The organism is Streptomyces sp. CNQ329 (assembly GCF_000482585.1).
Genome location: NZ_AXVU01000044.1, coordinates 1 through 25,395, shown reverse-complemented (window position 1 = coordinate 25,395; position 25,395 = coordinate 1). Strand labels below are relative to the sequence as shown.

Below are 25,395 nucleotides of genomic sequence, written 5' to 3'. Positions count from 1 at the left end.
CTGACGCCCCGGACGCCTGAGCCCGGGTCGCCGCCCGTCCTGGGCCCCACCCGCGCACTCGCATGCGGGACCGCGCGGCCCCGCGTCCCCTCGCCCGGCACGCCCGCCCACGGCTCTCGGGTCGACGGCCCGGACGCCTGAGCCCGGGGCGAGCCGGCCGCCCCGGGGCCCGGGCCCGGCCGTCCCGCGGTCCCCGCGCTCGCCCGCGGGGCCCGCGTCCCGCGTCCCACGGGTCCGCACGCCGCACACCGCACGCCCCTCCGGCTCCCGCTCCCCGCTCCCCGCTCCCCGCTCCCCGCTCCCCGCTCCCCGGCGGTCAACCGCCCGGCAGTCACCTCCGTGCCCACGCCGCCTGCGGCCTCCCCGCTCCCCAGGGCCGCGGGCGGCCGGGCCCGCCCCGGCCCAGGCCCCGAACGCGTCCGCACCGGGCCCGCACCTGTCCCGCAGCCGCCGCTCTCGCCGCCACCGCAGGCCCGTGGCCGCCTCGGCGGCTGCCGTACCGGTGCTGACCACGGGTTCTCATCCGCACTCAACCCCGCACACCCGTTGACCCTCATGTGGACCCCGTGTATACCTGCCACATGCACGGTGGATCCACCGCCGGTACGGCTCGTCCCCTGGCCCCGATGTGTGGAGATATTCAATGGCACCAATCAGCAGGCGGCACCTGCTCGCCGCCGGCGGCGGCGCGCTGGGCAGCGCGGCGCTGGCCGCGTGCGGCAGTCCGGTCAACCTGCCGTCGTCCATGGAGGAAGTGACGCCCCGGCCCGGCCGCCCCAGCCGCGGCGGGGTGCTCCACTTCGGGCTCTCCACGGACCCGGCCAACCTCGATCCGCACGTCACCACGGGCGCCGCGTCGGACCTGCTGCGGCAGCTCACCTACAACGGGCTGCTCCAGTACGACGGCGACGGCGAGATCGTCGGTGATCTCGCCGCCGAGTTCGGCTGGGCGGACGACACGACGTACGAGGTCAAGCTGCGCCCCGGGGTCCGCTTCCACGACGGGTCCCGGCTGACCACGAAGGACGTCGCGTTCTCCTTCCGCCGCATGATGGACGAGAAGACCGCGGCGACCACCGGCCCGCTCCTCGATCTGGTCGAGGAGGTCGAGGCCGCCGACGCCACCAGGGTCGTCTTCCACCTCCAGCAGGCGGACTCCACGATCCCCTTCGTCCTCGCCAACCCCACCGCGAACATCGTCTCCCGGCGCTGGATCGAGTCCGGCGTGGACCCCAAGACGAAGGTCATGGGCACGGGCCCGTTCCGGTTCGTGGAGCGCATCCCCGGGGTGAGCACCACCTTCGAGCGCTTCGACGAGTACTTCGAGCCCGAGCTGCCGTATCTCAACGCCATCATCTTCCAGCCGATGAGCGACGACTACGCCCGCGTCACGGCCCTGCGCACCGCCACCGTCGACATGATCGACTACGTTCCCGCCACCCACGTCGACGTCATCAGCGAGAACCCCCGGCTGCGGTTCGCCTCGGACCGCAGCTTCGGCTTCGGCTTCGTGGGCTTCGTCACCAGCAAGCCGCCGTTCGACGACGTGCGCGTGCGCAAGGCCGTCGCGCTGGCGATCAACCGGCCGTCCGTGCTGGAGACCGCGCTCCTCGGCCACGGCCAGCCGATCGACGGCGCGCTGATGCCGCCCGCCTTCGCCCGGTACTCCGGCTCTCTCGACAACACCCTGGACTACGACCCCGAGCAGGCCCGCTTCCTGCTCAAGAAGGCCGGCCAGGAGGGGATGACGCTGCCGGTCGTCACCACCAGCACGTACTCGGTCATCGCCCGCCCCGCCCAGGCCATGCTGCCCGGCATCCGGGAGGCAGGGGTGGACGTGCGGCTCACCCAGCAGGAGTGGCTGACGTTCCGGGCCAGCGTCGAGGCCAGGTCGTACCCGGTGCACTCCTGGGGCACGGCGCCGAAGTTCGGCGACCCCGCCTCCCTCAGCGACTTCCTCGCCAGTTCCGGCACGTTCACCGCGAACACCGACTTCAAGGACGAGCGTCTCGACCGGCTGCTCGCCGAGGGCCGCCGCACCCGCGACCGCGCGCTGCGCGACGAGATCTACCGGGACGTCGAACAGCGGGCCCTGGAGCTGGTGCCGATGACCTGGACCGTACGCCGCCAGCAGGGCGAGGCGCACTACGACTACGTCAAGGGCTACCGGCACCCGCCCAAGGGCTCGTGGACCGGAGTGACCCTGCGCCGCATATGGATGGACAAGAAATGAGACGGTTCCTCCTCACCAGATTCGCGCAGGCGGCCCTCCAGCTCTTCGCCGTCGGCAGCATCGTGTTCCTCCTCGTCCGCCTCATCCCCGGCGATCCGGCGCGCGCCGCGCTCGGCGAGGGCGCCACCGCGGAGCAGGTCGCGCAGACCCGCGAGACGATGCACCTCAACGACTCCTTCGTCAGCCAGTACCTCGGCTTCTGGGGCCGGCTCTTCCAGGGCGACCTGGGCACCTCGCTGATGAGCAGCCGCCCGGTGATGCAGGACCTGCCGAACCGTCTGGGCAACTCCCTGGAGCTGGTGCTTCTCTCGCTGGTCATCGCGGTCACCCTCGGCGTGCTGCTCGGCCGGGTCGCGGCGACCCGCGCGGACAAGCCCGCCGACCACGCGCTCGTCGCCGGCTCGATCTTCGGGATCTCGCTGCCGGTGTTCGTCGTCGGCACGCTGCTGCTGATGGTCTTCGCGTTCCTCCTGCCGGTCCTGCCGCCGCAGCGCTTCACCACCCCCTGGCAGGATCCGGTGGCCCATCTGCAGATCCTCATCCTCCCGGTGGTCACGCTCACCGCCGCCTCCTGCGCGGTCATCACGCGCATGACGCGCGCGGCGATGCTGGAGACGCTCTCCGCGGACTACGTCCGCACCGCACGTTCCAAGGGCCTCGCCGAGCAGCGGGTGATCAAGGACCACGCGCTGCGCACCGCGCTGCTGCCGGTGGCGTCCGCGACGACGGTGGAGCTGACCACGCTGATCGGCAGCACCGTGCTGGTGGAGACGATCTTCGGCTGGCCCGGGGTGAGTTCGCTGCTGATGAGCGCGGTCGGGCAGCGCGACTACCCCGTCATCCAGGCCGTCGTCCTCGCCGTCGCGGCCGTCGTCATCCTCGTCAACCTCGTCGGCGACCTGGTCGTACGAGCCCTCGACCCGCGGGCGGAGGAAGCCTGACATGCCGACCGTCGAACTCACCACTCCCGCCGCGCCCCCCACCGCCGCCACCCCGCCCCGGCGCGGGGGCCGGCACCTGCTGCGCGGCCTGGCGAGCAACCGGCGTACGTCCATCGCCGGCGGCTTCCTGCTGCTCGTCGGCCTCGCCGCACTGTTCGCCCCGCTGATCGCGCCGCACGACTACCGCGACATCGCCGGCACCCCGCTCACCCAGGGCGGCGCGCTGGGCATCGACGACTACGGGCGCGACGTGCTCTCCCGGCTGCTCATCGGGCTGCGCACGTCGCTGGCCGTCGCGCTCTCCGCGGTCCTCATCGCCGGCGCCATCGGCACGGCGCTCGGTCTGGTCGCCGGCTACGGGGGGCGCTGGGCGTCGGGCATCATCATGCGCGGCATCGACATCCTGCTCAGTTTCCCGCCCATCGTGCTGGCCATCGCCGTGGTCGCCGCGATGGGGCCCGAGCTGGTCAACGTCGTCATGGTCATCGGCGTGCTGTACATCCCGCGGTTCACCCGGATCGTTTACAGCCAGGTGCTGGCGATCCGCAGCGTGGAATACGTCGAGGCCGCCGAGATCATGGGCACCGGGCGCAGCACCATCCTGCTGCGCACGATCCTGCCGAACGTCGCCGCGCCGGTGATCGTGCAGCTCAGCCTCTCGGTGAGCTTCGCGATCCAGATGGAGGCGGGCCTGAGCTTCCTCGGCCTCGGCGCCCAGCCGCCGCTGCCGTCGCTCGGCACGATGGTCGGCGCGGGCCGCGACTTCCTGGAGGTCCAGCCCACGCTGCTGATCTATCCGTCGGTGCTGATCATCCTCATCGTGCTGGCGCTGAACGTCTTCGGCGACGGCCTGCGCGACCTCCTCGACCCGCGCCGCAGCGGCACCGACTCGTGAACTCCCGCCACGCACAGCGCGTCACGGCGGCACCCCAGCAGCACCACAGCACAGCAGCGAAAGGAACCAGCCCCATGGCCGTCTCCCTGCCGGACACCCACCGTCTCGGCGAGCTGTCCTGGACGCAGGTCAAGCACCTCGCGGAGCAGGACCCGGTCGTCCTGCTGCCCATCGGCGCCATCGAGCAGCACGGGCCCCACCTGCCGGTCCACGAGGACTCGATCGTCGCCGAGTGGGTCGCCGACCGGCTCGCCCGCGAGCACGGCTACTGGGTCGCGCCCGCCCTCAACTACGGCCACTCCGGCGTCTTCCGCGGCTTCGCCGGGAACCTCTCCCTCAGCCAGGAGACGCTGCGCAACGTCACGTACGAGATCGTCGAGGCGCTGGTGGCCTCCGGCTTCCGGCGCATCGTCATCGTCGACAACAACGGCGGCAACGTCGGCCCGGTGACCGGCGCCGCGCTCGACGCCCGGCGCGACTTCGGCGTGCTCATCGGGCACCTCTACCCCTGGCAGCTCGGCTACGCCCTGATGCGCGACGTGTACGAGGACCCGGCCACCGCCTACGGGCACGGCGCCGAGCCGGAGCACTCGGCGATGCTGGCGATGTTCCCCGAGCAGGTGCAGAGCGAGCTGGCCGCGCCCGGCGGGCTCTCCTCGCCGGCCGGCTGGACGCCGACCAGCTACACCGAGGCGGCCATCCCCGGCCAGCCCGTCCCCGGCACGGTGCTCTGGGACTTCTCCGAGATCAGCGCCACCGGCTGCACCGGCGACGTGAGCCTGGGCAGCGCCGAGACCGGCAAGGTGTGGATCGAGCGGGTGCTCGGGTTCTGCGCCGCGTACCTGGCGGAGTACGACCGCAACACCCGTACGGCACCGACCGCGGCAGGCCCCCGGTGACCGGCGCCGGGGAGGAGAAGAAGGGCACGGCGTCCGAGCCCGTGCTCAGCGTCGAGCGGCTGTCGGTCGACTTCCGCGTCGCCGGCGAATGGACCCCGGCCGTACGGGACGTCAGCTTCACCGTCGGCCGCGGCGAAGTCGTCGCGCTGGTCGGCGAGTCCGGCTCCGGCAAGTCGGTCAGCTCGATGTCCGTCCTGGGCCTGGTCGCCGGCAGCGCCCGGCACCGCGGCAGCATCCGCTTCCACGACACCGAACTGCTCGGCCTCGGCCACGAGGCGCTGCGCAGCGTGCGCGGCAAGCGGATCGGGATGATCTTCCAGGAGCCGATGACGGCGCTCAACCCCGTCTACACCATCGGCCGGCAGATCGCCGAGGCGATCCGCTGCCACGAGAAGGTCTCCGCGGCCGGTGCCCGCGCCCGCGCGGTCGAGCTGCTGACGAAGGTCGGCATCCCCGAGCCGGAGCGCCGCGTCGACAGTTACCCGCACCAGCTCTCCGGCGGTCAGCGGCAGCGCGCGATGATCGCCATGGCGATCTCCGGCAACCCCGAGGTCATCATCGCCGACGAGCCGACGACCGCGCTCGACGTCACCGTGCAGGCCGAGATCCTGGAGCTGCTGCGCGGCCTGCGCCGGGACCTCGGCTCCGCGGTCCTCATCATCACCCACGACATGGGCGTGGTCGCCGACGTCGCCGACCGGGTGGTGGTGATGAAGGAGGGCGAGGTCGTCGAAGAGGCGCCCGTCGGGCAGCTCTTCGCGGCGCCCCGGCACGAGTACACCCGCCGGCTGCTGGCCGCCGTGCCCAAGCCGCCTCCCCCCGGCGAGGCCGAACCGGCCGCGGTTCCCGGGACCGGGACGGCGGCGGGGGCAGGGCCCGCGGGGAAGGACGCGACGCTGCGGATCCGGGACCTGGAGGTCGAGTACCCCGGGCGGCTGGGCCGCAAGGGATTCAAGGCCGTGCACGGGGTGAGCCTGGAGATCGGCAAGGGCGAAGTCCTCGGCCTGGTCGGCGAGTCCGGCTCCGGCAAGTCCACCATCGGCCGGGCCGTCGTCGGGCTCTCCCGCGCGACCGCCGGGTCCGTCGAGGTCTGCGGCACCGACGTCACCCGCCTGACGGGGCGCCGGCTGCGCGCCTTCCGGCCGACGTACTCGATGGTCTTCCAGGACCCGGGCGCCTCGCTCAACCCCCGCTGGTCGATCGGCGACTCGATCGCCGCGCCGATGCTGGTCAACCGGGTCGCCGACCGCGCCGCCGCCCACACCCGGGTGGCGGAGCTGCTGGAGCAGGTCGAGCTGCCGGCGCACTGGGCGAGCCGGTTCCCGCACGAGCTGTCCGGCGGGCAGCGCCAGCGCGTCGGCATCGCCCGCGCGCTGGCGCTGGAGCCGGAGCTGCTGATCGCCGACGAGCCGACGTCGGCGCTGGACGTCTCCGTCCAGGCCACCGTGCTGCGGCTCTTCCGCGAGCTGCAGGACCGGCTCGGCTTCGCGTGCCTGTTCATCAGCCACGACCTCGGTGTCGTCGAACTCCTCGCGCACGAGGTCGCGGTGCTGCAGAACGGGCGGCTGGTCGAACACGGCCCGGCGCGCGAGGTGCTGACCCATCCGCGTACCGAGTACACCAAGCGGCTCGTCGCCGCCGCGCCCGTGCCGGACCCGGCCCAGCAGGCGGAGCGGCGGCGGCTGTGGCGCGAGATGGCTGCGGCGTGAGCGCCGTGTCCGGCCGCGGCCCGTCAGTCCAGGTGCGCGACCACGGTCTGGTCGGGGTTCAGGTGGGCGCGGATCGTGCGGGCCGCGGTCTCGAACTCGTACCCGCCGAGGGCCCCGAGGAGCGCCGTGTGCTCGCGCATGATGAGGGGCAGCCGTCCGGGGCGGATCGTTATCGCCGAGACCCCGATGCGCTGGTGCCGCGGCCTGAGGCTGCGGAAGAGGTCGGTGAGCACGGTGTTGCCGGTGGCCTGGACGAAGCCGAAGTGGAACTGGAAGTCGAGCTTCCCGTGCTCGGCGATCGCCTCGCGGTCACCGGCGCGGCAACGCGCCAGCAGCTCCGTGTCCCCCATCTGCTCCAGCAGTTCGGCCTGCCGGGCGGGGATCTCCAGCCGCTTGTCGCACAGGGTGCGGAAGCCGTGTATCTCCAGCACCTGGCGCATCTCGTATGTCTCGATCATCTCGGCCACGGTGACGCGGCGGACCTGCGCGCCGCGCCGCGGCAGCAGGTCGAGATACCCCTCGGCGGCCAGCCGGTGCAGCGCCTCGCGCACGGGAGTCCGCGACACCCCCGCGGCCTCGGAAAGGACCTTCTCCTCCAGGAACGAGCCCTCCGGGTACCGCCCCAGCAGGACGGCCTCCCTGACCCACTCGTACGCCCGCGCCCGCGCCGTCACCGCACGGCCGCTCTCGTCGACTGACACGCTCCCCGCCCTCTCTCCGTACATGTGTATACGTAGTGTATACCTATCCTCAAGGAGGCTCATGCCCCCCCGCACGACCGACCGCCGGCGCGCCTACGCCGCCTGGCTGTCCGACCCGGGTTTCGCCACCGCCGAGATCGTGGCGGCCACCGGGTACGGCGCCGTGGTGCTCGACATCGAGCACGGCGCCTTCGACCTCGCCGACCTCGAACGCTTCATCCCCTTCCTGCGCCGGCTCGACCTCGACGTCCTCGCCAAGGTCCTCGGCCCCGAACGCGGCCCGATCCAGCAGGCGCTGGACTTCGGCGCCACGGCCGTGGTCGTCCCGCACGTGGAGAGCGCCGCGCACGCCGCCGAGGTCTGCTCGTACGGCAAGTTCCCCCCGCTGGGCGACCGCAGCTTCGCAGGCGGCCGGACCGCGGGCTACGGCGGATTCGACGACGACTGGATCGCCCGCCAGGACCGCGAGACCCGGGTCTACCCGATGATCGAGGACGCCGGGGCCATCGAGGAAATCCAGAAGATCCTCGAACTGCCGGTCGTCGACGGAGTGTTCGTCGGCCCCAGCGACCTGTCGATGCGCCGCTCGCGCGGCGCGTACACCCGGAGCGAGGCGGACTTCGCCGACCTCACCGCCATCGCGGACGCCGCGCGGGCGGCCGGCAAGCCGTGGGTGCTGCCGGCCTGGTCCGCGGCGGAGAAGGCGTTCGCGCTCGCGCACGGCGCCGACCAACTGGTGCTGACCATGCAGCACGGCGCGCTGATGTCCGGGTTCGGCGCCGCGGTCGCCGAGACCGACGCGCTCGCCGGCTCCGCCGCGGCCGGGTGATGGTGAGGGCCGCGCCCTCAGACACTCCAGCCGGAGCCAGGTGACGACATCCCGGGCTGCGCCCCCGACCCACGAGGGCCGCACCCTCAGACCCCCTCCCCGGGGCTCCGCCCCGGACCCCACCGGGCGGAGACCCGGACCCCACCAGGGCTGGGCCTCCAGCCCTCACGACAGGAAAGGCACGACACTCCCATGTTCGCCACCGTCGCCCAGTTCGCCGCCACCACCGACAAGGCCGCCAACCTCGACGCCGCCGCCGGCCTCGTCGCCCAGGCCGCCGCGCGCGGCTCCGACCTCGTCGTCCTCCCCGAGAACGCCATGTACGCCAACCCCGACCCGCAGGCCGAGACGGCGGGCCAGGCCGAGGCGATCGACGGCCCGTTCGCCACCGCGATCGGCGCGCTGGCCAAGGAGCACGGCGTCGCGATCGTCGCCGGGATGACGGAGGCCGCGGCCGGCGCGGGCAAGCCCAGCAACACCGTCCTGGCCGTCGACCGCGGCGGCGAGCAGTTCGGCGTCTACCGCAAGGTGCACCTCTACGACGCCTTCGGCTACCGCGAGTCCGACCGCATCCAGCCGCAGCCCGCCAAGGCGCTCACCTTCACCCTCGACGGCCTCACCGTCGGCGTCATGACCTGCTACGACCTCCGTTTCCCGGAGATGGCCCGGTTCCTGGTCGACGCCGGCGCCGAGGCCATCGCCGTACCCGCCGCGTGGGTCACCGGACCGGCCAAGGAGGACCACTGGACAACCCTCCTGCGGGCGAGGGCGATCGAGAACACCGCGTACGTGCTCGGCTGCGGCCAGACCGGCCCCACCTGGTGCGGACAGAGCGCCATCGTCGACCCCATGGGCCAGATCGCCGCCTCCGCCGGCGAGACCCCCGGGGTGGCGTCCGCGGTCCTGGACGCCGCACGGGTCGCGGAGGTCCGGGCCAAGAACCCGAGCCTGGCCAACCGCCGCTTCTCGGTCTCCTTCGGCTGACACCGCCGCGTCCTTCCCACGTCTGTTCTCCCGTTCCGTATGACGGCCCTTGGCCGGCCGGTCGCTCCCGGCCGGCCGGGGGCCGTTTCGGGGGCGTTCCGTCGCGGCGGGGCGTCGAGCAAAACGGGTCTTAGCGTTGCATTCGAGGCCGATGCGGAGCGCGACCGCATGCACACGGGGAGGTGAACGACCCGGAAGCGAGCGTTTCGGGGTGCTGCGACGCAGGCGATAAATCATCACCGTGGGTGGGGGCCTTACCCGGCCTCTGTCACCACGGGCCCACGCCGACCAGCTCACCCCCCTGCACGCGAGAAGGCGAGATTTCAGATGGACGGTTACTTCCTCACGGAGCGTCATATACGTCTCAGGGAGGAGGTCCGCACCTACGCGGAGCGCGAGGTCCGCCCCCGTGTCGCAGGAATGGAGGAGTCGCGGAGCGTGCAGTTCGAGCTGTCCCGCGACATCGCCCGGCAGGGCTGGCTCGGCGTCACCGTCGAGGCCGAGTACGGCGGTATGGAGCTGGGACACCTCGCCAAAACGATCGTGATCGAAGAGCTTTCGCGCGTGAGCGCCGCCATGGGCGCGATGGTGCAGGCGTCGCAGCTCGGCGTGGCGAAGATCGTGCACTTCGGCAGCACCGTACAGAAGAAGACGTGGCTGCCGCTGATCTCCGCGGGCGTCTGCATGCCGACCATAGCCGTCACCGAACCCACGTCCGGCAGCCACGTGCTGGGGATGTCGGCGACGGCGGAGCGCGTCGGCGACGAGTACGTCCTCAACGGCCGCAAGGTGTTCGTCGGCAACAGCCACGTGGGTGATCTCCACGGGGTCGTCGTCCGCACCGGGCCGGGCTCCAAGGGCCTCTCGGCACTGCTGGTGGAGGCCGACCGTCCCGGCTGCACGCTGGCCCCGCACCGGCCCTCCATGGGGCTGCACGGCTTCAGCTTCGGCGAGGTGATCTTCGACAACTGCCGCGTGCCGGTGTCGAACCTGCTGGGCCAGGAGGGCGACGGGCTCTCGGTCGCCTACTCGTCCAGCATCCTGTACGGCAGGCCCAACCTCACCGGCGTCGCGCTCGGCATCCACCAGGCGCTCGTGGAGGAGACCACCGCCTTCGCCGCGCGGCAGATCCGCTACGGCCGGCCGCTGGCGGAGCTGGGCACGGTCAAGCAGCGGCTGGGAGAGATGCAGTCGCGGCTGATGACCGCACGGCTGGCCGCGTACCACGCGACGCATCTGCTGGACCGCGGGCTGCCCTGCGACGCCGAGCTGCAGAACGCCAAGCTGGTCAACGTCGAGTCGGCGCTCGACTCGGCCCGTACGGCGATGGAGGTGCACGGCGCCTGCGGGCTCTACCCGGAGATGTCCGTGGAGCGCTATCTGCGCGACGCGTACCACGTGTTACCGCCGGCGGGCACCTCCGACGTCCAGCGGCTGCGGCTGGCGGAGGTGGCTCTCGGCGCGGACCACGAGCCGTGGTCGACGCGCCTCGCGCCGCACGCGATGGCCTCCCCCCAGACGGTGTGAGGGAACGCGTCCCCGGGCCGTGCCCGGGGACGCTGCCGGGACCCGCGGGGCACGGGGGCGCGGGCCCCGGAGGACCCGGGGCGCGGGGTCGGAAAGGCGCGGGGTCCGGAGGGCGCCTCGGCCCCCCGGACGGCCCCCGCGGGGGCGGTCAGCTCCGGCCGCCCCGGCTGCGCTCTTCGAGGATGTCCATCAGCGAACGGGCCTGGGTCTTGATGAACTCCAGCCCCTCCTGCGCCTGCCGCCCCCACGGGCGCGGCTCGGTGTCCACCACGCACACGGTGCCGAGCGTCACGTCCGTCACCGGGTCGATGAGCGGCGCGCCCATGTAGGTGCGGATGCCGATCTGGTCCACCACCGGGTTGCCCGCGAAGCGGGGGTACGCGCACACGTCGGGCAGCACGAGCGCGGTGCGCCGGCCGACGACGTGCGGGCAGTAGCCGTGGTCGCGGTCCATGATCCGGCTGACCTCGGGCTTGCCGGGCTGCTCCGCGAGGCTGGGGTCGGCCCAGTCGGCGGGCGGCGCGTACAGGCCGGTGAAGTACTGGTGGTCGGTGATGAGGTTGACCATCGCGTACGGGGTCCCGCCGAGCTGGGCCAGTGAGGCGGCACCCTCGGCGAGGCGGGCGGCGAAGGCGTCGAACTCGGGGTCCGGGCGGTCGCCCAGGCCGAGTTCGTGCAGCCGCTGTTTGCGCCGCTCCAGCTCCTGGTCGTGCTCCCCGTCGGTCATCAGATGGCGGGCTGTGTGGTAGTCGAAGGTCGTCATGACGAACTCCTCGGTGGGGAGGTGGGCACGGGCTGTGCGGACTCGGACGCGGACGTTGCCCCGGCCTCGGGCTCCGGCTTCGGCTCCGCCGGGATCTCGGCCCTGGCCGCCAGGGACCGCGCGTGCGCATGCTCGACCAGCCTGATCAGCAGGCTGCGCGCCGAGCTGGTGGCGCGGGCGTCGCAGCACATCACCGGGGTGTCGCTGCGCAGATGGAGCGCGGCCTTCACCTCGTCCGGGGTGTAGTGGTAGGCGTCGTCGAACTCGTTGACGCCCACCACGAAGGGCAGGCCGCGCCGCTCGAAGTACTCGACGGCCGCGAAACAGTCCGCGAGCCGCCGGGTGTCGGCGAGGACGACGGCGCCGATGGCGCCGCTCGCGAGGTGGTCCCACATGAACCAGAACCGTTTCTGGCCCGGTGTGCCGAACAGCAGCAGCATCATGTGGTGGGCGCTCAGGGTGATGCGGCCGAAGTCCATGGCGACGGTCGTCGCGTCCTTCTCCGGCACCCCGTCCAGGCTGTCGTGGTCGACGCTCGCGGCGGTCAGGGTCTCCTCGGTCGTCAGCGGCGGGATCTCGCTCACCGCACCGACCATCGTGGTCTTGCCGACCCCGAACCCGCCGGCTATCACGATCTTCAGCGGGACGAAGGAGTCGTCAGAGATTGCGTAGTCCGACAAGGACCTTCTCCAGTAGGTATGGGTCGGTGGGGTCGGGCGGGCCGGCGGGCGCCGTGAGGATGAGTGCGCAGGTGTCGAGCAGGTCGCACAGCAGAATCTTGGTGACCGCCACCGGCAGCCCGAGCCGGCCGGCCACCTCCGCCACCGAGCGGGGCCCCGCCCGGCACTCCCGCAGCGTCTCGTCGTGCTCCGGTGTCAGCGGCACCCGGGGGAGCGTCCGGGCGGCCATGACCAGGGTCTCCAGGGCCAGCCGGCGGGTCGGCGCGGTCCGCCCGCCGGTGACCGCGTACGGACGTAAGCGGGGGGCTCCGTCCGTCACCCAGGGAGCATCGTCGTTCGACGTCATGTCACCGGGCGGCGCCCGGGGCCGCGGTCGCGGCCGTCCGCGCGGGGGAGGTGAGGTGGGAGGGCACGCGCTTGACCAACTGGCCCATCTCGTAGCCGATCACGCCCAGGTCCGCGTCCGGCTCCGCGAGCACCGCGAGCACGGCGCCGGGGCCCGCGGCCATCACGCACAGCACGACGTCCTCGTGCTCGACGAGCACCTGGCGCACGCCTCGTACGGTGTCGGTGCCGATGCCGGCGCCGAGTGAGAAGAGCCCGGTCGCCACCGCGGCGAGCCGGTCGGCGGCGGCGGTGTCGAGGTCGTGGGCGTGCATGCGCACGCCGTCGGTGGAGGCGACGACGGCGCTGCGGGCGCTGGCGACCTGTTGGACGAAGTTGGCCAGAAGCCAGTCGAGGCTTTCGCTCACGAAGACGGGCCTTCCGTGGATCGGTGCTGGTGCGGGGGGGTGGGGCCGGCCGGTTCATCGACGTAGCCGGCGGCCCACTGGTCGCCGTCCTCCGCGGCGCGGGAGCCGGCGGTGAAGCTGGCCATGAGGCCGGTGTTCAGGGGGGTGGCCGAGGGCGCCGCGCGGCCGGACGCCCCGCCGGGCACGCCCCGTTCACGGCGCAGCTCGGGCACCAGGTGGCTGCCGGAGCGCTCGGGCAGCGGGGGGCGCTGCCCGGGGGCCGGGGCGGGGGCTGCGTGACGGGGGGTGTAGCCGGCCGCGGGGTCGGGGGTGTGCGGGGTGGCGTCGGGGTGGCCGGCGGCGGATGAGGGGTGGGCGGGGGTGCGCTCGTGGGCGGCGGTGTTCTCGTACGCGGTGGTGCTTTCGTACTCCGTGCCGTCGTAGGCGGGGGTGTTGTCGTACGCACCGGCGGTGTCGCGGGCGCCGGCGGTCCGGTGCGTACCCGCCATCCGGTGCGCGCCCGTGGTCTCGGGGGTGCCGGTCATCCGGTGTGCGCCCGTGGTCTCGTGCGCACCGGTGAGCTGGGGCGCGCCGTTGATCTCGTGGGCGCTCTGCTGCCGCTGCCGGGGCAGGCCGTTCGCGGACCCGGCGGCCCCGGCGGTGCCCGCGGCCCCGGCGGACCTCGCGGGCAGCGGCGCGGCGGCGGTGCTCGCGACGGCGGCCGGGCGGCGCTCGTCGGCGTCGGCGGCGCCGAGCGCGGGCTGCGGCTGCGGCGCGGCGGCCACCGCGGGCTCCTGTTCGCGGGCGGCGCCGGCGGACCGGCGCTCCTTCTCCTCCGGGTCCATCAGCAGCGCGTTGGGCAGCAGCACGGTGGCGCGGCAGCCGCCGTAGACGTTGCGCTGGAGCTGGACGGGGATGCGGTGCCGGCGCGCGAGGTGGGCGACGACGAGCAGGCCGATGCGGCCGTCCTTGATCTGGTCGTCGACGGCCTGCGGCGTGGCCCGGCTCAGCAGGGTGTTCATCCGGTCCTGCGTGTCGGACTGGAGCCCCAGCCCCCGGTCGTCGATCTCCACGACGAGACCGGCGGCGGCCGGCTCGACGCGCAGCTCGACCTTGGTCTCGGGCGGGGAGAACCCGGCGGCGTTCTCGACGAGTTCGGCGATCAGGTGGATGACGTCGGGGGCGACCGCCCCCTCCAGCACGCCGGCCATCGGCGGCACCAGCTTGACGCGCCCGTAGTCCTCGACCTCCGAAACGGCCGAGCGCAGCACGGCGTTCACCGGCATCGGCCGGCTGATGCGGCGCGGCACGGCGCCGCCGAGGATCGCCAGGCTCTCCACCTGGCGGCGCAGCCGGGTGACGAGGTGGTCGAGCTGGAAGAGGCCGTGCAGCAGGTCCGGGTCCTCGACCTGCTTCTCCAGCCCGTCCAGCTCGTCGAGGGAGCGGATGACGAGGTTCTGCAGCCGGCGGGCGAGGTTGACGAAGACCTCGATACGGCCGCGGGAGGAGACGTCCACGACCGCCTTGAGCGCGGTGTGCACGGTGGCCTGCAGCAGCCGCTCCACCGATTCGGGGGTGGCGTCGGGGGCGGCGGTGGGGGGCACGGTGGACAGCGACAGCGCCTCGGGCTCGGGGCGTTCACCGCGCTGCGCCTGGTCCACCAGGCGCATCAGCTCGCGCTGCGAGGCTTCGAGGAGCGCGGTCAGCTCCAGGTTCCGTTCGGTACGGGCGTCTTCTTCGGCGTCGATGGCGTCGGCGAGCGCGCCGATGCGGAGTATCGCCAGGACCGTGATGCCCACCACGGCCAGCACTCCGGCACCGATGATCATGCGGGTCTCGGCGCTCGTCGACCCGCCTATGAGCGCGCCGTACGTCGTGGCGCCGCCCACCAGCAGCGCGGCGGTCACCGGCAGCAGCGTGACCCGCCAGAGCCGGGCGCGCAGGGCGCGGCCCGCGCGGCGCCGCCGGGAGGGGAGGCGGCCCTGGCGGGGGCCGGCGTTCCCGGCGGGAGCGGGGTGGTCGGACATGGGCTTCCTCGCTGGATGGGCCGTACGAGGACAGCCTCTGGCTGCACTGTCGTACGGCGTCGTGCGGCGTTCTTCCGGCCGTCTGCCGGGCAGTGCGCCCGCGGCGCACACACATCGGATGGTCACGGTGGTCTCAACTGCACCGTGAGCCACACCTACATTGCTCAGCTACGGGTGTCGTTGCCACCGGTCCGCGGGGTCGTTTGGGGGTCGCTTTCCGGGGGTTCGAACGTATGCGTCAACTTCGCCCCCCGGAGGGCCGGCCGGACCGGAATTGCGTTCGGTTTCCGCCGGTCAGGGCGCCGGCGAAGAGGCCGGGACCCCCGGTCGCGGGGGCGCTCCGCGCCGGGCCGCCCTCCCCCAGGTCCCCGACGTAACGCAGCACGTCGTCCAGCTCCTCCAGGCCGATCAGCCGGCTGCGCGGCCGGAGCATCCCGGCGCTGCCGTAGCGTCCCAGCTCCGCGCACCGGGCCGTCAGCCACGCCCAGTCGAGATCCAGGTGGGCCGCGAGCCGGCGCAGCCGCTCCGGCGCGGTGGCGCCGTCGGTGACACTGTGCGTCTGCGCGTGCCGTACGGCGTCGGCGTACGCGCGCAGCCGCGCCCAGTGGCTGGTGGTGTCGACCTGCCAGATGCCGTCCGTGCGCAGCCAGTTGGCGATGACCACCCGCTCACCGGGCAGCAGCGCGAACCCGTCCACCTGCGCGTACTCCGGCTCCGTGCACACCCAGGTGGTCAGCCCGTGCCGCTCCAGCAGCGCCAGCGTCAGGAACAGCAGGGTGCGCTCGTAGCGCTCGCTGGTCTTGACCGCGTTGTGCGGCAGGCAGAAGGCGTGCCCGTACGGGCGGTCGGCGTCCGCGAGCGTGTCGCGCAGCGACCGCAGGTACGTGTGCTTGTGCCGGAAGAACAGCCACGCCGCGGCCTCCTCGCCGTACTGCTCGCGCGCCCAGAACACCGGCGGCTCGCCGGAGTCGGCGCGCAGTTCGCGCAGGATGTGCTGGTCGCAGACGTGCGAGCCGAGCCACGCGGTGCCGACGTCGGACAGCTCCGGCATCGCCGAGCGGGCCACCGCGGACCGCTCGCGGGTCAGGAAGTCGTCCAGGCCGCTGCGCTCCGCCTCCAGCACGGCGTCGTCGGCGAGGAGGCCGTCGTCGAGGTTGAGCACGGCCCAGAGGATGCCGTACGTCAGGTCGTCGAGCCGGTACGCGCGGGGGATCGGCAGCACGTCCACCGGGTCCGCGGCGACGGGCTGCCGGGCGCGGACGGCGTCAAGGACGAACAGCCCCTCGCCGCGCCGCGCGCCGAGCGCGGCGAGCAGAAGGGCGCGGCGCGCGGGGCGGATGAAGTCGCGCAGGTGCGGATGGTCGTCGGGTCCGATGACAACGCTGTCCGAGCCGGCCTCCGCCTCGTACAACTGCACGGCCACGGAGGTGCCGTCGAAGACGCGGTGGCCGTCGAGCTGCCAGACCCCGCCGCCGCCGGGGGCCGGCGCGGTGGGCGAGAGGAAGGACGTGGACCAGGTGACGTCGAGCGCGCGGGCCGTGGCGAGGGAGGCGTCGTCGGGGAGGCGGGGCGTGGTGAACGTGCGCGTGGGCGCCGGGCCGAGGAGCGCGTCGACGTCGATGCCGAGCATGTGCTCCAGGACGGTGCCGGCGTTGCCGCGCGGGATCTGTTCCCCGGCGAGCCACCGCTTGAAGGTGGTGCTGGAGATGGTGAGTCTGGCGAGCCGCGGGTCGCCGTACTCGGCGGCGGCCTTGCGCGCGGCGTGCGTGTAGTGGACCTCGAAGGTGGAGAATCTGGCCCAGCCGCGCTTGGCCAGCTCGACGCGCAGCAGCGTCGGCGGCGGCGGTACGGAGCCGGACTCCGGCTCCCGCTCGCCGTCTGGGTCGCCCGGCGTCTCTGGGGCGTCCACGGCGTCGCCCCGGGGGGCGTCGTCCGCGGGCTGCGGGGTGTGGCCGTCGGCGGGTGGTCCCGTCGTGGTCATGTATGCGTTACCTCGATCTGCCGGCTCAGACCGGAACTTTGCGCTCCGTAGCCTGCCTGCTGGCAAGTGCCATGTGTAAGTTCCGAGGGAGTGCAGAGCGTTCACGCACTGGACACGCAATAAATCAGGTAATCATCCTGGTCGTTCGAGGGTCATCCGGTCGAGACGGGCCTTCCGCATGCGCCCGGCAGGCAATAATGCGCGACCATGACGCGAGGCAGGCCCACCACCCGGTTGACATTGACCGACCGGGAACTCCACTTCCTCGAACACCTGGTCGCAAACAATGCCACCCCGGCCCCGAAACGGCTCCATTGCCGGATCGTGCTCGCGTGCGCGGCGGGGGAGTCCAACGGGGAAGTGGCGGCACGTTTCGGGATCACCGCGGCGACGGTCTGCCGGTGGCGCAACCGGTTCGCGCGGGAGCGCCTGAGGGCCGTAGGGGGGAGCGCGGACGCCGGGCGGGAAGCGGGCGGACGGGCGGGCAGACGGCAACGGACGGCACCCGGGGCGGAGCAGGGCGGACCGGCGGACAGGGGGCCGGCGGGAACCGGAGCCCGGAACGGACCCCGCACCGGGTCCGGGTCTCCGGCCGGGACCGGGTCTCCGGCCGGGACCGGGTCTCCGGCCGGGACCGGCGCGCGCCCCGGGGCCGGGTACGTGCGGGTGAACGTCCGGCTGGCCGCACTCATGCGGGAGTCCGGGCTGACCCCGACCTCCCTCGCCGGTCAGGTGCGCGAACTGGGCCGGCGCCGCGGTCTCGAACTGCGCTGCACGCACACGTACGTCAAGCGATGGCTGCGCGGCAGCTTCGGCTCCTCCGTACCGCCCGAGCTGATCGCCGCGGTGTTCTCCCGCCGGCTCGGCCGGGACATCACCCCCGACGACATCGCCGCCCCTTCCCCCGCCGAGTACGCCCCGCCGGGCAGGGGCGCCCCTTCCCTCGGATACGCCCTCACCGGCCAAAGTGCCCTCTCCCCCACCGACTACGCCCGCACGGGCGGCGGCACCCCCTCCCCCGCCGGCTACGCCCGCGCGGGCGGGGGCCCCCCGATCGGCCGCCGGCTGCCTCCCGACGACCTCGGCCTGCGCGGCCCGTCGACGCCGCAGGGCACCGTCCGTACCGCCGGCCAGCTCTGGGACGCCGACCCGCGCTACGCCCTGCCGCCCGTGTCCGCCGCCGTGCTGCAGAACTCCGTCCGCCGGTGGCGCAGCGCCACGCCGCCCGCGCCGCCGCAGCGCGCGGTGGGCGCGTACCGCGTCGGACAGGCGGACATCACGAAGATCCACGCACTCACCGAGCACCTGGCGATGCTCGACAACCGTTACGGCGGCGGCGCCGTCCGCTCGATCGCGATGACCCACCTGCGCACCGACGTGCTGCCCATGCTCGAAAGCAGCTACACGGGCGCGGTCGGCCGCAACCTGTTCCGCGCCGCGTCCCTCGCCACCCACCACACCGCGCACCTGCTGTACGACACCGGCCGGCACGGCGCGGCCCGGCGCTACCTGCGGCTCGCGCTCGACATGGCATACCACGGCCACGACCGCGCGTTCGCCGCCAAGATCCTGGGGACCCTCGCCCACCAGGCCGTCCACCTCGGCGACTACCGCGAAGCCGTCGAACTCTCCGAAGCCGGCCTCGCCGAACCCGGGCTCAGCCCCGCCGGCCGGGCCGTCCTGCACGCGATGGCCGCACGCGCCCACGCCCGGCTGCGCGACCCGCGGGCGACCGCGATCTCCCTCTCCCAGGCGGAGAGTTCCCTGTCCGCCGGCACTCCCGCCCAGGAGCCGGTGTGGCTGCGCTACTTCAGCGGCGCGGAACTGCACGACGAGATCGCGCACTGCCTCGTCGACCTGCGGCAGGGGCGCGCCGCCCGGCCGCACGCGGAGCACGGGATCGCGGCCCGCACGGACCGGTACGCGCGCAGCGTCGCCTTCACCCGCGTCGTGCTGGCCACCGCGTGGCTCCAGCAGCGGGAGGTCGAGCACGCCTGCCAGGTCGCCACGGGCACGCTGCGGGCGACCGAGCACATCCGGTCGGAGCGGGTACGGAGCTATCTCGCCGGGTTCCGGGAGCGGCTGCGGAGGTTCCGGAACGTGCCGGCGGCGCGGGAGTTCTCCTACCGGGCGGCGCGGGTGCTGAAGTGACGGGCCGCCGCCGGCCCGCGCGTCTCAGCGGACGAACCGGGCGGGCCGGTACGGCGCCAGCTCCGGCGCCTCCCGGCCGGTCAGCAGCTCCCGCGCCACCAGCTCCCCCAGCCGCAGCGACAGGGTCATGCCGCTGTGCGTCACGACGGAGTACAGCCCCTCGGTCTCGGCGTGCCTGCCGACGATGGAGTTGTCGTCCGGCGGCAGCGGTCGCGTGCACACCCGGGCATCCACCAGCCGGGCGGCTTGCGCGACGACCGGCAGCATGTCGTGGGCGCGGGCGTGGAGTTCGCGGCCGAGCGCGGTGACGCGGTCGGCGGGTGTGTGCCGGTCCACCTCGTCGTTGAGGTCCAGCGCCTCCAGATAGACGCGCCCGCCGGCGAGCGGGCGGGCATGCAGGCGCGGGCTGAGCACCATGCGGGTCAGCGGCGGGCCCGCGGCGGCGTCCGGCAGGAGGTGGGCCAGCAGCGTCGGCGCCTCGGACCCCGGCGCGTCGCCGGGCACCAGCGGCACGTGCACACCGGCCAGCGCGGCGACCGCCGGGGTCCGCCACCCGGCGCAGCACACCGCGACATCCGCCGGCAGCGTCTCGCCCCCGGCGCACCGCACGCCGCGCACCCGGCCGCCGGCGGTGTCGATGGCCACGACGCGGGCGGCCTCGCCGGTACGGACGCGCACGCCGCGGTCGCGGGCGGTGGCGAGGAGATGGGCGACGAGCGGTCCCGGATCGACGGCCGCCTCGTCGGGAAAGTACGCGACCTGGGCGGCGTCCTCGATCCGCAGCGCGGGCTCCAGCTCCCGGGCGCGGGGCACCGGGATCCACTCCGCCGCGTACCCCCAGTCCCGCAGCCGGTCGACCGTCCGCCCGAGCTGGTCGAGGCCCGCCCCGCCGGTGGCCCACCGCAGCGCACCGCCGGGGCGGTACCACCCGGGTCTCTCCCCGCCGCCGGCCCCGCCCGCCGCGTACGCGGCCGGGCCGATCGCCCGTACGAGGGCGGCGTGGGCGCGCATGCCGGAGACCGCCAGTTCGTGGTAGTGCCGCGGGGTTTTGGAGTGGGCGTTGATCCAGGCCATCGAGCTGGCCGTGGTTCCCGCCCCCGGCTCGCCGCCGTCCAGCAGCCACACCTGCACCGGCCCGCCCGTTCTCCGTCCCCCGTCACCGAGCTGCGCCGCCAGCGCCGTACCGATCACGCCTGCACCGATCACCACAATGCGCACGATGGACTCGCCCCCGTTTCGCTCGTGCACGTCGTCGCTCTCCAGGCTGCCACCGAGCGGCCCTCGGCGCGGGGATGGAAGATGACGTGTCCTGATATCACCCGTGGCGCGAGGGAAAGCAAGATTCGCGCGGAAGGTAGTTTCGAGGTCGCTACATCTGATCGACGAGCGGAGCACGCGCATGCAGCAGCACATCGTCCGACCCGAAGGATCCCCGCCGGTCAACGGCTACAGCCACGCCGTGACGTTCACCGGAACGATGGTCGCCGTCTCCGGCCAGGTGCCCCTGGACGAGGACGGCCACCTGGTGGGCGAGAACGACGCGGAGGCACAGGTGCGCCAGGTCTTCGCGAACCTCGGCACGGCACTTCGAGCGGCTGGTTCCGGCCTGGAGCACATCGTGAAGCTGACGGTCTACCTGACGGACCTCTCCGACCTGCCGGCTTTCCGCCGCGTACGGGACGAACTCCAGAACCCGGCGCTCCCGCCGGCCAGCTCCCTGGTGCAGGTGGCGGGGCTGGTGAGCCCGGAGTTCCGGGTGGAGGTGGACGCGCTGGCGAGGGTGCCGGGGTGAGCGCGGCGAGTCCGCGGTCCGGGCGAACGTTCCGCACCCGTACTCCGTCATAGCCCTGACGCGGTTGCAGGCATGCCGAGGGAGGGGACGGGATGGCAGTCCGCCGCAGACCGGCGCACGAGGGGGACCGCGCGCTGTCCGCCGCCGACGCGAACCGGGTGCGGGCCGTACTCGCGCTCGGCGGCGTGCCGTTCGGCGACCTCGACGACGGCGTGCAGCAGGTCCAGCTCAAGCTGCTGGAACAGCAGACGCGCCCGGACCGCGCCCCGGTCCGCAACCCGGCGGCCTGGGCAGCGGCCGTCGCCTCGCGCGTCGCCGCGGACTGGCACCGCGGCCGCACCCGCGACGCGGGCCTCCGCGACCGCCTGGCCGCCCGCTGGACCCGCCCGGCGGAACACCCCGAGGACGCGCGGCTGCTGGCGCTGGCGGTCGCGGAGGGTCTGGAGGAACTGCCGCCCGGCCAGCGCCAGGTGGTGGTGCTGCGCTACTACGCGGACCTGCCGGTGAAGGACATCGCGGAGGCGCTGGGCATCCCGGAGGGCACGGTCAAGAGCCGCCTGCACGGGGCGGCGGCGACACTGCGCACGCGGCTGCGCGAGACGGAGGTGAGGTGAGGTGCCGGGTCTGACGGAGGCGGAGGAGGAGCGGCTACGGAAGGCGCTGGGGATGATCGCGGAGGAGGCGGTCGCGGGGGAGGCGGTCGGGGCGGAGACGGTCGGGGCGGAGGCCCCGGGGGAGGAGGCCCCGGGGGAGGCGGGGGGGGGGGGGGGCGGGGGGGAGGAGCGGCTACGGAAGGCGCTGGGGATGATCGCGGAGGAGGCGGTCGCGGGGGAGGCGGTCGGGGCGGAGACGGTCGGGGCGGAGGCCCCGGGGGAGGAGGCCCCGGGGGAGGCGGGCGGGCGGGCCGCGCCGTCGCAGAGGGCTCCCCGGGTGCGGCCGGTACGGCGGGTACAGCGGGTCCGGCGGGTCCGGCGGACGCTGGCGGTGGCGGTGAGCGCCGCGGCGATGGCAGCGTTCTGCTTCCTTGCGTACACGGCGATCGGCGGCGCGGAAACGGGCGGTAGGGCGGGGGGCGGCGCGGGAGACGCCGACGCGGACGGCAAGGGGCTGACGCTGCTGGAGAACGCCGCGTGTACGAAACGCCTGCTGGAGGGCACGGTGGCCGGCGTGGAGCAGGTGCCGCATTCCGCGGACGCGTTCCCGTGGGTGGAGGTCACCCTGACCGGCGTCCGCTGGCACGTGCCCCCGTCGACGGAGAGCCGCGTGACAGTACGGGTTCCGGACCCGGTGGAGTGGAACGGCGAGAAGCCCTTCGCCCGCGGCGAGCCGCTGCTGGTGGAGGATCTGGGCCGGGACGAGATCACCTACTACCGCGGTGCCCCCGCTAACCCGTCGCTCGATATGGAAACGATCCGCGGGGAACGTCTCCGGGCGCTGGACAAGGCACAGGAGAGGGGTGTGACGTGCCCGTCGTTCTGGGTGAACCGGAACGGCTGACGAGGGCGGACGTCGCGGGGAGGCGGCGGGCGCGGCGGAGAGGCGGCAGGCGCGGCGGAGAGGCGGCGGGCGCGGCGGGGATAGCCTCGGGCCATGCCCAGCTACGAGATCACGCCGATCGGAACGGTCCGGAACGACCGGACGGACGTCCAGCACACGGACAACTGGGGTGCCGTCCGCAGCACGATCACCGTCGACGAACGCTTCGGCGAGGACTGCCTGACGGGCCTGGAGGGCTTCTCCCACGTGGAGGTCCTCTTCCTCTTCGACCGGTTCCCGGAAGCGGACGACGGCGACTACCGCGCACCCCGCCCCTACCGCGGTCGCACCGACCTCCCGCCCATGGGCGTCTTCGCGGGCCGCGGCCCGCGAAGACCGAACCGGATCGGGGTGACGTCCTGCGCGATCGAGTCGGTCGACGGGCGGGAACTGACGGTGGTGGGCCTCGACGCGGTGTCGGGGACGCCGGTCATCGATCTGAAGCCGGTGATGGCGGAGTTCCGCCCGGAGGAGGTCAGGCAGCCGGAGTGGGTGAGCGAGATGATGTCGGAGTACTTCAAGCCGTAGCGGGACGCGACGGCCTGTCGCACCCACCGCCCACGGGGCATCCACCGGGGGATCCGCCGGGAGGTCCCGTGGGAGGCCCGCCGGGAGGTCCCGTGGGAGGCCGACCGGGACGTGCACAAGACGTCCCCTCACACCCGCCCAAGGGTATGCGCCCGCTCTGACAGTGAGCCCCGGTTACCGGCGTCGGCGGCTGGGCGGGGGCGAGTGGAGCGGGTCCGAGGCGTACGAGCCGGGGTGGGCGGTGGTTCGCTGAGCGGACCGGTGTGCGGGGGTACGTGCCGGGGCGGGGGTTGGTGCGGGGGGTGGGCCGGTGTGCGGGGGTGCCCGCGCCGGGGTAGATGGCCGCGCCGGGGTAGATGGCCGCGCCGGGGTAGATGGCCGCGCCGGGGTAGATGGCCGCGCCGGGGTAGATGGCCGCGCCGGGGTAGATGGCCGCGCCGGGGTAGATGGCCGCGCCGGGGTAGATGGCCGTCCCTGACGGTGGCGGGTGCGGTGGGGTCCGTGCCGGTGCTGGCCTGTGTCGTTGGGGCTCCCCCCGGGCCACCCATCTCCTGAGTGTGCGGGCCTGCGTCCGGCGTCAAGGGCGCCCCCTCCGCTTCGCTGCGGGGGCGTCGCTGCGCGATGGGGCTTCGCCCCACCCTTGACTCCGGACTCCGGCCCGTGACAGACCGGCAGCTAAGGGTGGCCCAGGGGGAGCGGCACCCCTTGAGTTGTCGTACGGGTCGGTGCCCGGCGGACGGGGGCCGGCCCGCCGGAGCCGGCGCGCCCCGCGCGCGGGCGGTCTCCGTTCCGGTCGGCGAACCGGACCGGGGCGATGCGGGGCGCGGGCTGTCTCTGTTCCGGTGCCGCGCGGTCGCGGGTGGCTCCGGTGGGCTGGAGGGAAGGCCGGCGTTGGTCGGGTCGGTTCGCACACGACGGTCCGTGGCGAGCGAGGGCATGGGCGGCCGGGGGGAGCCCGCGTGGGAGCCTTGGGCGGAGGAATCTGGTCGTAACTCGCGGTAACACCCCCCGATCCGGCCTGATTCGGGCCGATCCGGGCCTTGAAGGCCATATTCCGCCCCACCAGGCGCACCAACGGGCCTCACCCCTTACCCGCAGCCGCCCGGGCAGCCCGGAGGGAGCGCTTCCGGTGCGAAGCCACCCCAACCAGCCCACCAACCAGGGCAAACACCCCCCGGTATCCGAGTTTTGCTCCACGACACGCACCGACCCGCCCCGACGGCGCGCGTCACCGCCCAGGCGGCCCGGAATGGGGGCTACCGGCACGAACTCGCCGCCATAGGCGCGCCAAACTAGGCTAAATCACCCGTGGGGGTGGAGTTTCGTCCCGCGACACGCACAGAACCCTCCGCGCCCCTGGATCCGGGCCGGTCCGGGCCTTGGAAGGCCATATTCCGCCCCGCCAGGCGCGCCAAGGGGCCTCACCTCTTTCCCGCAGCCGCCTGGGCGGCCCGGAGGGAGCGCTTCCGGTGCGAAGCCACCCCAACCAGCCCACCAAACCAGGGCAAACGCCCCTGGTCGCCCGAGTTTTTCTCCGCGGCGCACATCGCCCCGCCCGGTCGGTGCGCGTCACCGCCCAGGCGGCCCGGAATGAAGGCTACCGGCACAAACTGGCCGCCACAGACCCGCCAAACCGGACTAAATCGCCCGCGGGGGTGGGGTTTCGCCCCGCGACACGCACAAAACCCCCCGAAGCCCCGAACCCCCGCCCAGAAGCGGCCCGCGCGCAAGCCACCGAGACAAACTCGCAGCACCCCACCCATCAAACCTACCCAAAACGCCCACGCGCCCCGACTTTCGCCCACCCACGCACACCCCGCGACCCAACGGACCCGCCGTCCACCACGAACCCGCTGCCCAGCACCGGGTGCCCGCCGGGTGCATCGGCACCCGGGACATACCCAACTCCGGTTCCCGGCCCCTCGACCACCGGCGCGCCCGCGACCGGAGGACCCCGGCACCGGCGCCCGGCCCCCGCCCACCAGTCCACCCGCGACCAGGACAGACCCAACTCCGGGGCTCCGACCGCCGACGCCGACGCACCCGCGACCAGGACAGACCCGGCACCGGCCTCCGGCCCCCGTCTGCCGGCGCGCCCGCGACCAGGACAGACCCACTCCGGGGCTTTGCCCCCGTCTATCGGAGCTTCCGCGACCGGAGCAGGACGGCGCCGGTGTCCCGGCCCCCGTCTGCCGGGGCGCCCGCGACCGGGGCAGGCCCGACTCCGGCCTCCCGGCCCTCCGTCGGCCGGGCACGGCATCCGTAGCCCTGCCGGAGGGTGCCCGCTCCCCCTGGGCCACCCTTAGCTGCCGGTCTGTCACGGGCCGGAGTCCGGAGTCAAGGGTGGGGCGAAGCCCCATCGCGCAGCGACGCCCCCGCAGCGAAGCGGAAGGGGGCGCCCTTGACGCCGGACGCAGGCCCGACAATCAACAAGCGGGGTGGCCCGGGGGGAGCCCCCACGACACCGCCCCACCCCGACACCGACACC

21 protein-coding genes and 1 pseudogene are annotated in these 25,395 nt (G+C 73.7%); 14 read left to right on the top strand and 8 right to left on the bottom strand.

Annotation, left to right across the window (positions count from 1 at the left end; all coding sequences use genetic code 11):
* The first annotated feature begins 643 nt into the window (after window positions 1-643).
* The 5 genes from I003_RS0124380 to I003_RS0124360 all read left to right on the top strand — a co-directional run bounded on the left by I003_RS0124380 (window position 644) and on the right by I003_RS0124360 (window position 6,677).
* Window positions 644-2,233 carry an ABC transporter substrate-binding protein gene (locus tag I003_RS0124380; RefSeq protein WP_027773912.1) on the top strand — a complete coding sequence of 530 codons (1,590 nt, stop codon included), beginning with the start codon at window positions 644-646 and terminating at the stop codon, window positions 2,231-2,233.
* On the top strand, window positions 2,230-3,174 hold the full coding sequence (locus I003_RS0124375; RefSeq protein ID WP_027773911.1) for an ABC transporter permease: 945 nt from the start codon (window positions 2,230-2,232) through the stop codon (window positions 3,172-3,174). The genes I003_RS0124380 and I003_RS0124375 overlap by 4 nt, the downstream gene beginning before the upstream one ends.
* 1 nt (window position 3,175) lies before the next feature.
* Window positions 3,176-4,069: an ABC transporter permease gene (locus I003_RS0124370; RefSeq protein WP_027773910.1), complete on the top strand. Its 894-nt coding sequence runs from the start codon at window positions 3,176-3,178 to the stop codon at window positions 4,067-4,069.
* Between the two features lie 74 nt (window positions 4,070-4,143).
* Window positions 4,144-4,968 carry a creatininase family protein gene (locus tag I003_RS0124365; protein ID WP_027773909.1) on the top strand — a complete coding sequence of 275 codons (825 nt, stop codon included), beginning with the start codon at window positions 4,144-4,146 and terminating at the stop codon, window positions 4,966-4,968.
* A complete protein-coding gene (locus tag I003_RS0124360; RefSeq protein WP_037721597.1) occupies window positions 4,965-6,677 on the top strand; it encodes an ABC transporter ATP-binding protein in 1,713 nt (570 codons plus the stop codon). Before I003_RS0124365 ends, I003_RS0124360 begins: the two co-directional genes overlap by 4 nt.
* 23 nt (window positions 6,678-6,700) lie before the next feature.
* Here I003_RS0124360 and I003_RS0124355 read toward each other — a convergent pair whose 3' ends face one another.
* The gene (locus I003_RS0124355; RefSeq protein ID WP_027773907.1) at window positions 6,701-7,378 is read right to left on the bottom strand and encodes a GntR family transcriptional regulator; all 678 of its coding nucleotides are present in this window, start codon (window positions 7,376-7,378) and stop codon (window positions 6,701-6,703) included.
* 61 nt (window positions 7,379-7,439) lie between these two features.
* Between I003_RS0124355 and I003_RS0124350 the strand changes: the two genes are divergently transcribed.
* From I003_RS0124350 to I003_RS0124340, 3 genes are all read left to right on the top strand, one after another.
* A complete protein-coding gene (locus tag I003_RS0124350) occupies window positions 7,440-8,207 on the top strand; it encodes an aldolase/citrate lyase family protein (protein ID WP_027773906.1) in 768 nt (255 codons plus the stop codon).
* 192 nt (window positions 8,208-8,399) lie between these two features.
* Window positions 8,400-9,191, top strand: coding sequence for a carbon-nitrogen hydrolase family protein (locus I003_RS0124345; protein WP_027773905.1), 792 nt, complete (start codon window positions 8,400-8,402; stop codon window positions 9,189-9,191).
* A gap of 327 nt (window positions 9,192-9,518) precedes the next feature.
* Window positions 9,519-10,718: an acyl-CoA dehydrogenase family protein gene (locus I003_RS0124340; RefSeq protein WP_078564325.1), complete on the top strand. Its 1,200-nt coding sequence runs from the start codon at window positions 9,519-9,521 to the stop codon at window positions 10,716-10,718.
* A gap of 148 nt (window positions 10,719-10,866) precedes the next feature.
* Here I003_RS0124340 and I003_RS0124335 read toward each other — a convergent pair whose 3' ends face one another.
* The 6 genes from I003_RS0124335 to I003_RS0124310 form a co-directional block, all read right to left on the bottom strand.
* Window positions 10,867-11,481 (bottom strand): GAF domain-containing protein, encoded by a 615-nt coding sequence (locus tag I003_RS0124335; protein ID WP_037721595.1) that lies wholly within the window; start codon window positions 11,479-11,481, stop codon window positions 10,867-10,869.
* Complete coding sequence (locus I003_RS0124330) at window positions 11,478-12,161, bottom strand: ATP/GTP-binding protein (protein WP_027773902.1); 684 nt, start codon at window positions 12,159-12,161, stop codon at window positions 11,478-11,480. Before I003_RS0124330 ends, I003_RS0124335 begins: the two co-directional genes overlap by 4 nt.
* Complete coding sequence (locus I003_RS0124325) at window positions 12,139-12,480, bottom strand: DUF742 domain-containing protein (RefSeq protein WP_486584361.1); 342 nt, start codon at window positions 12,478-12,480, stop codon at window positions 12,139-12,141. The genes I003_RS0124330 and I003_RS0124325 overlap by 23 nt, the downstream gene beginning before the upstream one ends.
* A gap of 28 nt (window positions 12,481-12,508) precedes the next feature.
* Window positions 12,509-12,913: a roadblock/LC7 domain-containing protein gene (locus I003_RS0124320; protein ID WP_027773900.1), complete on the bottom strand. Its 405-nt coding sequence runs from the start codon at window positions 12,911-12,913 to the stop codon at window positions 12,509-12,511.
* Window positions 12,910-14,919 carry an ATP-binding protein gene (locus I003_RS34295; RefSeq protein ID WP_051368435.1) on the bottom strand — a complete coding sequence of 670 codons (2,010 nt, stop codon included), beginning with the start codon at window positions 14,917-14,919 and terminating at the stop codon, window positions 12,910-12,912. The genes I003_RS0124320 and I003_RS34295 overlap by 4 nt, the downstream gene beginning before the upstream one ends.
* Window positions 14,920-15,157: 238 nt before the next feature.
* A complete protein-coding gene (locus tag I003_RS0124310) occupies window positions 15,158-16,900 on the bottom strand; it encodes a hypothetical protein (protein ID WP_027773899.1) in 1,743 nt (580 codons plus the stop codon).
* Between the two features lie 207 nt (window positions 16,901-17,107).
* Here I003_RS0124310 and I003_RS35735 point away from each other — a divergent pair.
* A pseudogene (locus I003_RS35735) lies at window positions 17,108-17,353 on the top strand (helix-turn-helix domain-containing protein); the annotation flags it as partial.
* A 207-nt stretch (window positions 17,354-17,560) separates the two neighbouring features.
* Window positions 17,561-19,051, top strand: a complete 1,491-nt coding sequence (locus tag I003_RS0124305; RefSeq protein WP_486584365.1) for a tetratricopeptide repeat protein — start codon at window positions 17,561-17,563, stop codon at window positions 19,049-19,051.
* Window positions 19,052-19,075: 24 nt separating this feature from the next.
* Here the strand turns inward: I003_RS0124305 and I003_RS0124300 are convergent, their stop codons facing one another.
* Window positions 19,076-20,299 carry an NAD(P)/FAD-dependent oxidoreductase gene (locus I003_RS0124300; RefSeq protein WP_486584360.1) on the bottom strand — a complete coding sequence of 408 codons (1,224 nt, stop codon included), beginning with the start codon at window positions 20,297-20,299 and terminating at the stop codon, window positions 19,076-19,078.
* A gap of 151 nt (window positions 20,300-20,450) precedes the next feature.
* On the opposite strand from I003_RS0124300, the gene I003_RS0124295 reads away from it, so the two are divergent.
* The 4 genes from I003_RS0124295 (at window position 20,451) to I003_RS0124280 (ending at window position 22,907) form a co-directional block, all read left to right on the top strand.
* Window positions 20,451-20,843 (top strand): RidA family protein, encoded by a 393-nt coding sequence (locus I003_RS0124295; RefSeq protein WP_027773896.1) that lies wholly within the window; start codon window positions 20,451-20,453, stop codon window positions 20,841-20,843.
* Window positions 20,844-20,935: 92 nt separating this feature from the next.
* The gene (locus I003_RS0124290) at window positions 20,936-21,457 is read left to right on the top strand and encodes a sigma-70 family RNA polymerase sigma factor (RefSeq protein WP_027773895.1); all 522 of its coding nucleotides are present in this window, start codon (window positions 20,936-20,938) and stop codon (window positions 21,455-21,457) included.
* A 1-nt stretch (window position 21,458) separates the two neighbouring features.
* The gene (locus I003_RS35730; RefSeq protein ID WP_027773894.1) at window positions 21,459-22,340 is read left to right on the top strand and encodes a hypothetical protein; all 882 of its coding nucleotides are present in this window, start codon (window positions 21,459-21,461) and stop codon (window positions 22,338-22,340) included.
* A 93-nt stretch (window positions 22,341-22,433) separates the two neighbouring features.
* Window positions 22,434-22,907, top strand: coding sequence for an SAM-dependent methyltransferase (locus I003_RS0124280; RefSeq protein WP_027773893.1), 474 nt, complete (start codon window positions 22,434-22,436; stop codon window positions 22,905-22,907).
* Window positions 22,908-25,395: the final 2,488 nt, after the last annotated feature.

What these genes read in the sequence shown, in the direction of transcription:
- I003_RS0124365 (WP_027773909.1), top strand. Translation starts at nt 4,144, where the DNA reads ATGGCCGTCTCCCTGCCGGACACCCACCGTCTCGGCGAGCTGTCCTGG.
- I003_RS0124350 (WP_027773906.1), top strand. Translation starts at nt 7,440, where the DNA reads ATGCCCCCCCGCACGACCGACCGCCGGCGCGCCTACGCCGCCTGGCTG.
- I003_RS0124295 (WP_027773896.1), top strand. Translation starts at nt 20,451, where the DNA reads ATGCAGCAGCACATCGTCCGACCCGAAGGATCCCCGCCGGTCAACGGC.
- I003_RS0124310 (WP_027773899.1), bottom strand. Translation starts at nt 16,900, where the DNA reads ATGACCACGACGGGACCACCCGCCGACGGCCACACCCCGCAGCCCGCG.
- I003_RS0124380 (WP_027773912.1), top strand. Translation starts at nt 644, where the DNA reads ATGGCACCAATCAGCAGGCGGCACCTGCTCGCCGCCGGCGGCGGCGCG.
- I003_RS0124340 (WP_078564325.1), top strand. Translation starts at nt 9,519, where the DNA reads ATGGACGGTTACTTCCTCACGGAGCGTCATATACGTCTCAGGGAGGAG.
- I003_RS34295 (WP_051368435.1), bottom strand. Translation starts at nt 14,919, where the DNA reads ATGTCCGACCACCCCGCTCCCGCCGGGAACGCCGGCCCCCGCCAGGGC.
- I003_RS0124280 (WP_027773893.1), top strand. Translation starts at nt 22,434, where the DNA reads ATGCCCAGCTACGAGATCACGCCGATCGGAACGGTCCGGAACGACCGG.
- I003_RS0124290 (WP_027773895.1), top strand. Translation starts at nt 20,936, where the DNA reads ATGGCAGTCCGCCGCAGACCGGCGCACGAGGGGGACCGCGCGCTGTCC.
- I003_RS0124335 (WP_037721595.1), bottom strand. Translation starts at nt 11,481, where the DNA reads ATGACGACCTTCGACTACCACACAGCCCGCCATCTGATGACCGACGGG.
- I003_RS0124370 (WP_027773910.1), top strand. Translation starts at nt 3,176, where the DNA reads ATGCCGACCGTCGAACTCACCACTCCCGCCGCGCCCCCCACCGCCGCC.
- I003_RS0124345 (WP_027773905.1), top strand. Translation starts at nt 8,400, where the DNA reads ATGTTCGCCACCGTCGCCCAGTTCGCCGCCACCACCGACAAGGCCGCC.
- I003_RS0124375 (WP_027773911.1), top strand. Translation starts at nt 2,230, where the DNA reads ATGAGACGGTTCCTCCTCACCAGATTCGCGCAGGCGGCCCTCCAGCTC.